The organism is Streptomyces sp. ME19-01-6, assembly GCF_033793745.1.
Taxonomy (GTDB): Bacteria; Actinomycetota; Actinomycetes; order Streptomycetales; family Streptomycetaceae; genus Streptomyces.
This window is the reverse complement of record NZ_JARAXF010000046.1, coordinates 62,167-73,176: the sequence shown is the minus strand read 5'-3', so window position 1 is coordinate 73,176 and position 11,010 is coordinate 62,167. Positions and strand designations below refer to the sequence as shown.

11 protein-coding genes and 1 pseudogene are annotated in these 11,010 nt (G+C 71.3%); 5 read left to right on the top strand and 7 right to left on the bottom strand.

Translation table 11 applies throughout. The features are described 5' to 3' along the window. Window positions 1-120: 120 nt before the first annotated feature. The gene (locus PV419_RS49015) at window positions 121-459 is read right to left on the bottom strand and encodes an SseB family protein (protein ID WP_319700356.1); all 339 of its coding nucleotides are present in this window, start codon (window positions 457-459) and stop codon (window positions 121-123) included. Between the two features lie 342 nt (window positions 460-801). On the opposite strand from PV419_RS49015, the gene PV419_RS49010 reads away from it, so the two are divergent. Beyond that, window positions 802-1,599 (top strand): SDR family oxidoreductase, encoded by a 798-nt coding sequence (locus PV419_RS49010; RefSeq protein ID WP_319700354.1) that lies wholly within the window; start codon window positions 802-804, stop codon window positions 1,597-1,599. A 20-nt stretch (window positions 1,600-1,619) separates the two neighbouring features. Here the strand turns inward: PV419_RS49010 and PV419_RS49005 are convergent, their stop codons facing one another. Beyond that, a complete protein-coding gene (locus tag PV419_RS49005; RefSeq protein WP_319700352.1) occupies window positions 1,620-1,748 on the bottom strand; it encodes a hypothetical protein in 129 nt (42 codons plus the stop codon). 540 nt (window positions 1,749-2,288) lie between these two features. Further along, window positions 2,289-3,224, bottom strand: coding sequence for a fumarylacetoacetate hydrolase family protein (locus PV419_RS49000; protein WP_319700351.1), 936 nt, complete (start codon window positions 3,222-3,224; stop codon window positions 2,289-2,291). 241 nt (window positions 3,225-3,465) lie between these two features. Between PV419_RS49000 and PV419_RS48995 the strand changes: the two genes are divergently transcribed. Continuing rightward, window positions 3,466-3,885 (top strand): tautomerase family protein, encoded by a 420-nt coding sequence (locus PV419_RS48995; RefSeq protein ID WP_319700349.1) that lies wholly within the window; start codon window positions 3,466-3,468, stop codon window positions 3,883-3,885. Window positions 3,886-3,942: 57 nt separating this feature from the next. Here the strand turns inward: PV419_RS48995 and PV419_RS48990 are convergent, their stop codons facing one another. Then, entirely contained in the window at window positions 3,943-4,506 is a 564-nt protein-coding gene (locus PV419_RS48990) for a CGNR zinc finger domain-containing protein (RefSeq protein ID WP_319700348.1), read from the bottom strand. A gap of 131 nt (window positions 4,507-4,637) precedes the next feature. Between PV419_RS48990 and PV419_RS48985 the strand changes: the two genes are divergently transcribed. Beyond that, the gene (locus tag PV419_RS48985) at window positions 4,638-4,814 is read left to right on the top strand and encodes a hypothetical protein (RefSeq protein WP_319700346.1); all 177 of its coding nucleotides are present in this window, start codon (window positions 4,638-4,640) and stop codon (window positions 4,812-4,814) included. A 23-nt stretch (window positions 4,815-4,837) separates the two neighbouring features. On the opposite strand, the gene PV419_RS48980 is transcribed toward PV419_RS48985, so the two are convergent. After that, window positions 4,838-5,443, bottom strand: coding sequence for a GOLPH3/VPS74 family protein (locus PV419_RS48980; protein WP_319700344.1), 606 nt, complete (start codon window positions 5,441-5,443; stop codon window positions 4,838-4,840). A 208-nt stretch (window positions 5,444-5,651) separates the two neighbouring features. Beyond that, window positions 5,652-5,878 (bottom strand): annotated as a pseudogene (locus PV419_RS48975) (YbfB/YjiJ family MFS transporter); the annotation flags it as partial. Between the two features lie 597 nt (window positions 5,879-6,475). On the opposite strand from PV419_RS48975, the gene PV419_RS48970 reads away from it, so the two are divergent. Then, on the top strand, window positions 6,476-8,878 hold the full coding sequence (locus PV419_RS48970; RefSeq protein ID WP_319700342.1) for a glycoside hydrolase family 44 protein: 2,403 nt from the start codon (window positions 6,476-6,478) through the stop codon (window positions 8,876-8,878). Window positions 8,879-8,966: 88 nt separating this feature from the next. Here the strand turns inward: PV419_RS48970 and PV419_RS48965 are convergent, their stop codons facing one another. After that, a complete protein-coding gene (locus PV419_RS48965) occupies window positions 8,967-9,509 on the bottom strand; it encodes a hypothetical protein (RefSeq protein WP_319700340.1) in 543 nt (180 codons plus the stop codon). Between the two features lie 99 nt (window positions 9,510-9,608). Here PV419_RS48965 and PV419_RS48960 point away from each other — a divergent pair, with 99 nt between their 5' ends. Beyond that, entirely contained in the window at window positions 9,609-10,955 is a 1,347-nt protein-coding gene (locus PV419_RS48960) for a BTAD domain-containing putative transcriptional regulator (protein WP_319700338.1), read from the top strand. The last annotated feature ends 55 nt before the right edge of the window (window positions 10,956-11,010 follow it).

Below are 11,010 nucleotides of genomic sequence, written 5' to 3'. Positions count from 1 at the left end.
GCGCGGCGACCACCGACTCCTCCAACGGAGTCAGCACCCTACGCACCGAAGCAATCTCGATCTTGTAGCCATCACCCGGCTTCGGACCGGCTGAACCCGGCTTCCCCTCGCCGTCACCGCTCACTCCGCACCCCCGGCGTCCGTGGCCCGAACCGCCTCCGCGTCCAGCACGAACGTCCGCGGACCCAGCGGGTCCACCAGCGCGCGCACGCCCTCGGGCAGGAGCTCGACGAGGTCCTCGACCGTCGTGGACGCCCATGCGCACGCCCCGGCGAACAGCGCGAGCCTCTCCAGGGAAGTGAAGACCGGAACCACCGCGCCCTCCTCCGTTTCGGAGACCAAGAGGCCCGGCTCCTCGGGTCGCTGGAAGTACAGACGCGCGGAACGCATCTTCGCCAGCCGCTCCGAACGAGACATCATCGCGACCGTTTCGGCACGGACCAGATCGCGCAACGACATCCCTTCCCCCCATTCCACGTACGTCGTGACCAGGCAAAAGCCCACCGATCATGATCGCACAAGCGTCCCATGCCCCGGTGAGCCACTCCGTCCGCGTCCACGGCGGAGCGCGCCTTCCGGCCAACTGTACGTGCCACCTTTCGCGCCCTCGCAGGTCGATCGGTGTATATGCGACACACATAGCCCGCGTTTGCAATTAAAGGCGCACGCAATTATCGTGATCGCTGGTCATTCGATGTGGCCCCACGACCACCCGCCCGGACCGCTGTTTTCCGCGGCACCGGCATGGACACCCGACGCTCGTCATCTCTTGGTCCGCGTACATCCCTCTGGAGGAGCACCGTGCTCATCGATCTCTCCGGCAAGACCGCCCTCGTCACCGGGTCGACCCAGGGCATCGGCTTCGCCATCGCCGCCGGACTGGCGCGGGCGGGCGCCCGTGTCGCCGTCAACGGACGCCGGGAGGAGTCCGTTGCGGCCGCCATCGCGAAACTGGAGGGGGCGGCGGACGGTGGCGGCGCCTTCGTCCCCGCCCCGGGTGACATCACCACCGATGACGGCACCCGTCAGGTCATGGCTGCCGTCCCCGACGTCGACATCCTCGTCAACAACCTCGGCATCTTCGGCGCCGCTCCGGCACTGGAGATCAGCGACGACGAGTGGCGACGCTATTTCGAAGTGAACGTGCTGGCCGCCGTACGGATGATCCGCGCCTATCTGCCCGCGATGAAGGACCGGTCCTGGGGCCGGATCATGAACGTCGCCAGCGACTCCGCCGTCGTCATCCCCGCCGAGATGATCCACTACGGCATGTCGAAGACCGCTCTGCTCGCGGTGACGCGCGGCTTCGCCAAGGAGGCCGCGGGGTCGGGGGTGACCGTCAACTCGCTGATCGCCGGGCCGACGCACACCGGCGGCGTCGAGGAGTTCGTGTACGAGCTGGTGGACTCCAGCCTGCCCTGGGACGAGGCGCAGCGGGAGTTCATGGCCAAGCACCGGCCGCAGTCGCTGCTCCAGAGGCTGATCGAGCCGGAGGAGATCGCCCATCTGGCGGTCTATCTCAGCTCGCCGTTCGCGTCCGCCACCACGGGCGGGGCCGTGCGCGTCGACGGCGGCTATGTCGACTCCATCCTCCCCTAATAGGCCTGGCCCAACAGGTCTCAACGGTCCCGGAGCCCGTCGATGCGGACCGGGCCGCCCGTGGTGATCGACCGGATGGCGGCGAGGGCGATGGACTGCGCGGCGCGGGCGTCCTCGCCGGTGGCGGAGGGGGTGCCCGCGGTGCGCACGCGGTCGGTGAAATCGGCGAGTTCGGCGACATAGGCGTCGCGGAAGAGGTCCTGGCCGTAGCGGCGGCGATGCCGTCCGGGCCGTACGTGGTCCGATGGCTGCGGCGGACGTCGCCCATGGTGAGCATCCCGGCCGAGCCGAAGACCTCGCCACGGACGTCATAGCCGTATACGGCCTGGAAGTTGGCCTCGGCGGTGGCGAGCGCGCCGTTGTCGAAGCGGATGGTGACGAGGGCGGTGGCGAGCAGGCCGCGGTCCTTGAACGACGGCGGCAGGGCACCGGGCGCCGCCGACCGGCGACGCCGCGGCTACCGCATAACCATGAAGCGCCACGGCCTCGCCGACCGCGCCCGCGTCCTGCCCGGCGGCCTGGCCGAGGAGGACGGCGCCACGGCCGCCCGCGCCCTCCTGGCCGCCACCCCCGGCCCACGGCCGTCCTCGCCTGCGACGACCACTGCGCCACCGGCGTCCTCGGCAGGGAAGCCGTGCACCTCGTCGTCCGGGGAACCACGGCCATCCCCGCCCGCCGCCCCGCCGGGATCACCCCGGAGAACGGCTCCGGTGCGCGCGGCGCGTCAGCGGGTGGCTGATCGCCTCCACCAGCCAGTCCAGTTCTGCCTGATGGGCCCGTACCGGGTTGCGCAGCGTGCCGATCCCGTCGATGGATATCTCCACCACGTCCCCGGCGTTCAGCGTGAAGTCGAGTGCGGGCACGATGCCCGTGCCGGTGGACAGCACCGCGCCGTCGGGGAAGGGATGGGAGCGCCACAGGTGGTCCACCAGCCCTCTCGGGGTGCGGTGGAACGCGGCGGTGGAGGTCGTCCCCCGGTAGGCCGCCTCGCCCTCGCGCCACACCACGAGGCTGATGCCCAAGGCGTCGGGGGCCTCGACCTCCCAGGCGGGCACGATGCCCGAGGACACCGCGGCGCTTCCGGCGTAGATCTTGGCCTGGGGGAGGTAGAGCGGGTTCTCGCCCTCGATGGAGCGTGAGCTGACGTCGTCGGCGACCAGATAGCCGACGGTCTCGCCGTGCCGGTTGAGGACCAGCGCCAGTTCGGGCTCGGGGACGTTCAGCTCGGAGTCGTCCCGGACGGCGATCGGCTCGCCGTCCGTCACCACGCGCCAGGGCGGCGACTTGAAGAAGAGTTCCGGGCGCTCGGCGTCGTAGATCCGCTCGTAGACGGACTGCTCGGCGCTCTCCTCCACCCTGGCCTCGCGCGAGCGCTCGTACGTCACCCCCGCGGCCCACAGCTCCATCAGCCCGTCCAGGGGCGGCAGCAGCAGAACGTCCCGTTCCTCGACGGCGGCCGGGCCGCGGGCGGTGTCCTCGACCAGGGTCCGCAGCTCCGCCGCGGACAGCCGCAGCAACTCGGCGACCAGCGGCGCTCCGGTGAAGGTCCGGATCGCGCCGGTGTCGTCGGCGACCCCGGTCCGCACGATCCCGGTGTCGTCGGCGAAGCGCACGATGCGCGTCATCTCTCGTCCTCTCCCTCGGGTGCCGGTGTGATCGTTTCTACCCGGGTGATCGCACACGAAGAGCTTCACCGCCGTAATCGCGGGACAACGCGGCCGGTGCCGCGACACCCCTCGAGGACCGCGCGTTCGGGGTTGGAGGCCCGGATTGACTGTACCTACTAGTATGTACGACGCTGGTCGGCGACAGACTCCGAAGCGACAAGCTCCGAGGCGACGAGCCCTGAGGAGGAGAAACGCCGATATGCCATTTGTCCGCATCGACGCGCTGGGGGCCGACAGCGACCGGCTCGACGCGCTCGGCCGCGCCGTACACGACGCCATGGTGGAGACCATCGGCTTCCCGCCCGACGACCGGTTCCAGGTCCTGGTCGGCCACGACGGCGTCCGCAGCACGCTGCGCTACGACAACTATCTCGGCGTGCGGCGCGACGACGGCGTCGTGTACGTCGCGATCACGATGCGCTCCGGACGGACGCCCGCCCAGAAACGGGCGCTGTACCGGCGGATCGCCGAACTCGCCCACGCGTACGCGGGGACCGAGCCACGGAATGTGTTCATCGTGCTGACCGAGAACGAGTCGATCGACTGGTCGTTCGGCCACGGGGTGGCGCAGTACGCCGATCCCTCCGACGCGATCGACCCGCCCTCGGAGGAGATCTGATACGGCGTCCACTCGGTCGGCGGCATCCATGCGACAGGTGACGCCGGCCGTGTCGCGTCAGCCGGCCGGGGCCACCTGCACCTGCTTCTTACGGGCGCGATAGGCCGCCGCCTTGAGCTTGTTCCCACAGGGCTCCATGCCGCACCACTGGCGTCGCATACCGCGCGACCGGTCGATGTAGACGCGGGTGCATTCGGGGTTGCCGCACTCCTTGAGCAGCGGCACATCCGGCCCGCCGAGAAGCTCGACGGCATGCCGCGCCACAGTGGCGAGCGCCTCCTCCGGCGTCGCGTCCGTCCACCGGCCCGACACGGTGAGCTGGGGCGCGACAGGAGGCTTGCGGGCCATGTCATTCACCACGGCCAGCGCCTCACTGCCGTAGGCGTCCTGGGCGATGCGGGCGGTGACCAGCTCGTAGACGGCCTCCCGTACGGCAATCGCCTGCTCGACGTCGGCCTCCTGACTGGCGGAGACCGCGTCGACGATTCCCGACTCCAGATACCAGGCATCCAGCCGGTCCGGCGACACGAACGTCTCGAACCGCACCGAACGGCGAGCGCGGAGCGTCGCCGCGAAGTCGAGAGCGTGGTTGCCGCACAGAAATGCGTGATCCAAATTCACGTCACCATCTTGACGGGTGACCGCACCTTCTGCAAGGCTCGTCACCGACCAGACCGGTGACGGGTGGCGTCTCGGTCACCGCCAAGCCCATCGCCACCCGAGCACCCGCGGTGCCCCGAGGAGGCAACGAGATGGCACACCCTGACCAAGTACCCGACGGTGCCGAGGCCACACGGCGTGCTCGATTCGGCGCGCTGCCCGAGCGCGTCCGCCTGGAGGACACCGTCGAAGAACGGCCCGCCACCGCGCCGGACCCGGCGAAGGACACCTACAACGCCGACGAATGGCTTACCCGCACCTGCCTGTGAGCGGACCCGCGACGCACGCCCGGCTATTCGCCCCGCCAGATGTTGTCGAAGGCCGCTTCCTCGATGGCTCGCCGCTGCCGTACGGCTTCCAGCTCCATCACCGCGTCGTTCACCGCGGCGAGCACCGTCACCACCGCCTCGTCGGCCACGTCCGGGGAGTCTCCGGGCGGCTCGTCGCGAATCCCGACGGCCGCCGCGAGGGCGGCGAGGACGGGCTCGTCCGATGTCCAGCGGTCCGCCGCCTCGTGGCGAGCGGGTGAGTCGGCCAGCGCGGGCCGGCCGGCCCGGAAGGGTGTCCAGCGGTGGCGGCGCCGGGTGATCTCCCCCTCCTGCTCAAGCGCGGCCGCGTAGGCCGCGGACAGGCCGCGGCCTCTGCGCCACAGCCAGTCGCCGACCGACTCGTACGGCGCCTGTCGATCCAGCGACGACGCGGCCTCGTTCAGCAGCCGGTCGGAGATCGCCGGCTGGAGGCCCGGCATGATGACATCGCCGTCCAGGCTGAGCGCCTGGGCGCCGATGAGGTCGATCATCTCGGCCCCCGCGAGCGCGAGCGACAGGTCCCCGCGCTCCACTGGACGGTCGGGCACCGTGTCCATGGCGACGATCAACAGGTCCCGCGGTGTGGTCATGAGTGGCTCCACGTCAGAGGCATCGATGGCGATACGTCGCTGAGCAGCCGGCCCGGGTCGGTGTCCGGCGTAGGAGTTCCCCGTATGTGGCCGACTGTAGCGCGCCCCGGTCAGGGGTGGTCCGACCCGATCGCGGCGGTTTCCTCCGCCGCGGACGTCCGTACGGGGGCGGCGCACCGCATCACCGCCATGTGGTGCGGAACCCGATGCGCAGGTGGGCGCCGGTGGCCAGGGCGATGGTGCTGACGCCGAGGAAGGTGGCGCCGAAGAGGAAGGCGGAGATCAGGGCGGCTGCCACCCCACCGATCAGGGCGGGCAGGGCGATGCCGACCGCCTGGGTCACCAGCGCGGCGAGCAGCAGGTCAGGACGGGACCAGCGGCGCCCCAGCCAGGCCAGAGCGCCGAGGACGGCACGGCCGCGAGACCCACCAGCACCGACGACCTGGCCGGTGGCGGCCAATTCCCCGGCGCGGACCGCCTCGGCGGCGCGGCGGCGGTCGCCCTCGGCCCGGGGGTGTCTTCGGAGACCGTGGCGGTGATCTCGACCAGAAAGTCCCGCATGGCGGGTCTCCGCGGTGCCCTGCCTTCGGGTGTTCATGGGCTCATCGTGACCTCGCCACCAGGTCTGATGCCACGACCGGTGTCCTCCCTGCTGGTAGGGCCGGTCTCCCGGCGACGTAGCATGACAGGCGTGGAGCGGCCAACCGCGGTACTTCCTCGCGGTCGCCGAGGAGCTGAACTTCGGCCGGGCCGCCGAGCGGCTGCTGATCGCCGGCCGACTGGTTGCCCGACGACGGCCTGTCCGCCTGACGGACGCGGCGGGACGAGCTCCCGATCGGGCCACCCGAGCCCCTTGACAGTGCCTCAGGGCTCGTTGACCATGTGAAGGCCTTGGGAGCGCTCCCACACCATCCCCCCCCCGTCGTCAGGCCGTACGACACGGCCCCCTCGGCGCCATGGCCCGTGTGCCCGTCCCGCCGCGCGGGCGTGGCCGAGCCGTGTCGCATGGCCGTTGAGAAGGAGACCATGCGCATGACTCCAAGAGCCGGACTGGTGGCCGCGGTGCTGCTGGTGGCCGGTACCGGTCTGGCCGATCCCGTCCGGGCGAGCGACTTATCGGACACAGGCGCGCGGCCCGCCGCCTCCGCCGCCGCGGACGGCCCCGCCCTCCGGGTCGACGCCACCACCGGGCGCCACGCGATCGACCCGCACGTCTACGGGATCAACTTCGCCGAGGAGTCGCTGGCCAAGGAGCTGCGACTGCCGGTGCGGCGATGGGGCGGAAACGCCACGACCCGCTACAACTACAAGCTCGACGCCTACAACGCGGGCTCGGACTGGTACTTCGAGAACCTGTACTACGAGAACGGCACCGCCCAGCTGCCGGACGGCTCGGAAGCCGACAAGTTCGTCGAGCAGAACCGCCGTACCGACACCGACACCGTGCTGACCGTGCCGATGATCGGCTCGATGACGGCGGCCCGCAACGCCGCCTGCGGCTTCAGCATCTCCAAGTACGGGCCCCAGAAGGGCAGCGACGCCCAGTGGCGCCCGGACTGCGGCAACGGCGTGAAGAGCGACGGCACCAACGTCACCGGCAACGACCCCGCCGACACGAGCGTCGCCGCCGGCCCGGAGTTCACCAAGGGCTGGGTGGAGTACCTGAACCGCGCCTACGGGTCCGCGGCAGCCGGCGGGGTGCGCTTCTACAACCTCGACAACGAGCCCGACCTGTGGTTCACCACCCACCGGGATGTCCACCCGGCCGGAGCGGGCTACGACGAGATACGTGACAGCACCTACGCCACCGCCGCCGCGATCAAGGACGCGGACCCCGGCGCGCAGACCCTCGGCCCGGTGGGCTGGGGCCTGAACTCCCTCATCTACTCCGGCCTCGACCAGAAGACCTGCGGCGAAAAGGGCGGCGACTGCTGGTCCAACCCGCCGGACCGGGCGGCCCACGGCGGGCTGCAGTTCGCCCCCTGGTACCTCCAGCAGATGAAGGCCTACGAGCAGAGCCACGGCCGCCGCATCCTGGACTACTTCGACAATCACATCTACCCGCAGCAGTCCGGGGTGTCCAGCGGCAACGACGACCCCGCCACCCAGGAGCTGCGGCTGCGCTCCACCCGGCAGCTGTGGGACCCCACGTACGTGGACGAGAGCTGGATCAACCAGCCCGTTCAGTTCATCCCGCGCATGCGCTCCCTCGTCGACGAGAACTACCCGGGCACCAAGCTCGCCATCACCGAGTACAACTGGGGCGCGCTGGACCACATCGACGGCGCCCTCGCCCAGGCCGATGTGCTCGGGATCTTCGGGCGGGAGGGACTCGACCTGGCCACCCTGTGGGCGCCGCCAAAGTCCACCGACCCCGGCGCCTACGCCTTCCGCATGTTCCGCAACTACGACGGCAACGGCGGCTCCTTCGGCGACACCGCGGTCCAGGCGGCCAGCGCCGACCAGGAGAAACTGTCGGTCTACGCGGCCGAGCGCGACAGCGACCACGCGCTGACCGTCATGGTCGTCAACAAGACCACCGGCGATCTGACCGCCCCCGTGTCCGTGACCGGCCGCACCGGCCTGGCCGGCTCGGCGCAGGTCTACCGCTACGGCCAGGACGACGTCACTTCGATCAAGCACCTGGCCGACCAGCCCGTGACCGACGGCGGGTTCACCACCACCTTCCCCGCGTACTCCATCACCGAGTACGTCCTGCCCGCCGGCTCCTCCGAGGCGAAACCGCCCACCGCCCCCGGCACCCCGGCCGCCACCGCGGTCGGTTCGGACCGGGCCACCCTGTCCTGGGCCGCGTCCACCGCGGGTTCGTCCCCGGTGGCGAGCTACCAGGTCTACTCCGGCGACCCCGCCGGCGCCGCCCCGGTGGCCACGGTCGACGCCCCCGACACGAGCGCCACCGTCACCGGCCTCTCCCCGGCCACCGCCTACACCTTCCGTGTCGTGGCGAAGGACACCGCGGGCCGCAGCTCGCCACCCTCGGCCACGGTGCGGGTGACCACCGCGGCGGCCCCGGCCGCCACCTGCACGGTCGACTACCGGGTGAGCAACGACTGGGGCTCCGGCTTCACGGCCACCGTCACCCTCACCAACAAGGGCCCCGCCCTGAACGGCTGGCAGCTGGGCTTCTCCTTCACCGGCAACCAGAAGGTCACCCAGGGCTGGAACGGCACCTGGAGCCAGAGCGGCACCAAGGTCACCGTCAAGGACGCCGGCTGGAACGCCTCCCTGGCCACCGGCGCCTCCACCACCATCGGCTTCAACGGTACCTACACCGGCACCAACCCGGCGCCGGGGAACTACACGCTGAACGGCAAGTCCTGCACCATCCCCGGCACCGCGGCCACCGCGCACATCACGGCCCTGGTCGGACACGACCCCGGCGCCCACGCCGTACGCGGACACGCCACCCGGTGAGCCGCGCCCGGTGACCCGTATCCGGTGAGCCGTACCCCGGGGCCCGCGGACACCCGTCCGCGGGCCCCGGACACCGAGGCGCCCGCGCTCAGTCGATACGGGCGCAGAGCGGGTCGGCCGTCCCGTGCAGCATGGTCAGCGTCTTGTACCGGGTGGCGCTGATGTCCATCGTGTAGACGCCGTCGACAATGTAGAGGCCACGCGCCAGAGTGCCGCCGTTCTCGGCGAAGCCGAACAGCACGGGCCCGACCACGGACCACAGCTCGGAACCGTCGGCGCGGTGGTCGACGACGGCTCTGCCACCGGCGTCCGCGTCGTAGAAGGCACCGGTGTCCGTGTTGGTGACCCGCACGATCAAGTCCCCCTTGTACTCGACCCGCTTCGGGGTGCCGTCGGGGTAGGTGTCCAGCACCCGCTGTACGACCTCGTCGACGACGGGCTCTCCGTGCACGGGGAAGTCGCACCGGACGCCGGCCGCGGCGTCGAACGGAGCCTGCGGCGCGGGTTCCCAGCCCGACCCGGTCGACAGGGACGTGGACGGGGGCGGGGACGTGTGCGCCGCGGCGGACGCGGGCGCCGTGCTGACGAGGACAGCGGCAAGTACGGGCAGGGCGGCCCAGGTTCGTCGCATGCTTTCTCCTGATGAGGTGTGGGGTGGGAGATCCTGACCTCAGCTTCGCCCCGGCCGCTGACCAGATTCTCACCACGCGGGACTAGGCTGACCACAACCATGGAGTTCCAGCTGCTCGGCCCGTTCGAGGCACGCCACGCAGGAGAGCGCGTCGTGGTGGGCAGCCGCCGCCAGGAGCGGTGCCTGCTGGGCATCCTGCTGCTGGACGCCGGCCGCGCCGTGACCACCACACGTCTCATCGACCTGCTGTGGAACGGCGCCCCGCCCGCCTCGGCCCGCTCCACCGTGCACACCTACATCGGGAGGCTGCGGGCCCGCCTCTCGCCGTACGGGCTGTGCGTCGAGACCCGGCATGACGGCTACGCGATCGACCCCGGCCCGCACGCCATCGACGCCCTGGAGTTCCTCGACCTCGTCGGACAGGCGGCCGCCGATCACCACCCTCGGGAGCGGGTACGCGCCTATGACCGGGCCCTGGCGCTGTGGCGGGGCCCGCTGCTCGCCGACGTGATCGACGATCAGCTGCGCGGCCGGCTCGGCGGACACCTCGGCGAACTGCGTCTGTCCGCCCTGGAACAGCGTGCCGAGGACCAGCTCGCCATGGGGCTGCACGAGCGGGTCCTCGCGGATCTGACGCCGCTGGCCCAGGAGTTCCCGGCCCGCGAGCGGCTCGTCGTCGCCCGGATGACCGCCCTGTACCGCGACGGCCGTCGGGCCGACGCCCTCGAGCTCTACCGGCACACGCGCCATGTGCTGGTGAGCGAGCTGGGCATCGAACCGGGCCCCGCGCTGACCACGCTCCACGAACGCATCCTGCGGGGCGACCCCCGGCTGGACCGGCCTCCGGCGCCGCTGTACGCGGTGCGGGTCGGCGAGGAGTGGCTGCCGTGGAACACCAGCGGCCATCCGGCGCTGGAGTTCTGCAATACGTACGCGGGCTGGGGCGGCCCGGAACTCCCCGGCTCGGAGTGGCTGCGCGGATACTCCACCCTCGCCGCATGGGCCGGCCACCTGGACCTGGTGGACGCCCCGCTCGTCGACCGGCTGCTCGAGCAGGCGCGGGAGCGCCCCGACGAGGCGGCCGCCGTTTTGGCGGAGGCCCGGGTGTTCCGCGCCGACCTGTACGCCTGCCTGACCGATCCGCACGATGTCCGCGCGTTCAACGCGGTGGCCGCGGTCGCGCAGCGCGCCACCGGATCCGCGGTCTTCACCCGGGGCGAGGACGGGCTGGGCCAGTGGCGGCTGTCCCCGGCCGTCGGTCTGCGGCTGCCCCTGCTCGCCGCCGCCCACAGCGCCGCGGACCTCCTGGCGGACCCCCGCCGGTTCACGATCCGCGCCTGTCCCAGCGAGGACTGCGGCTGGCTCTTCCTCAACCGAAGTGGCCGGCGCCGCTGGTGCAGCCTGGCCACCTGCGGCAGCCGGCGCCAACCTCCCGTGCCCTGCTGAGGACCGTTCGGTGCGCGAACGGACCGGCGAGCGACGTCGAACCCGCCCTCCTGAC

Excerpts from the sequence above, each read along its gene's own strand:
- PV419_RS49015 (WP_319700356.1), bottom strand. The coding sequence starts at position 459 with ATGTCGTTGCGCGATCTGGTCCGTGCCGAAACGGTCGCGATGATGTCT.
- PV419_RS49000 (WP_319700351.1), bottom strand. The coding sequence starts at position 3,224 with ATGACGCGCATCGTGCGCTTCGCCGACGACACCGGGATCGTGCGGACC.
- PV419_RS48965 (WP_319700340.1), bottom strand. The coding sequence starts at position 9,509 with ATGCGACGAACCTGGGCCGCCCTGCCCGTACTTGCCGCTGTCCTCGTC.
- PV419_RS48995 (WP_319700349.1), top strand. The coding sequence starts at position 3,466 with ATGCCATTTGTCCGCATCGACGCGCTGGGGGCCGACAGCGACCGGCTC.
- PV419_RS48985 (WP_319700346.1), top strand. The coding sequence starts at position 4,638 with ATGGCACACCCTGACCAAGTACCCGACGGTGCCGAGGCCACACGGCGT.
- PV419_RS48970 (WP_319700342.1), top strand. The coding sequence starts at position 6,476 with ATGACTCCAAGAGCCGGACTGGTGGCCGCGGTGCTGCTGGTGGCCGGT.
- PV419_RS48960 (WP_319700338.1), top strand. The coding sequence starts at position 9,609 with ATGGAGTTCCAGCTGCTCGGCCCGTTCGAGGCACGCCACGCAGGAGAG.
- PV419_RS48980 (WP_319700344.1), bottom strand. The coding sequence starts at position 5,443 with ATGACCACACCGCGGGACCTGTTGATCGTCGCCATGGACACGGTGCCC.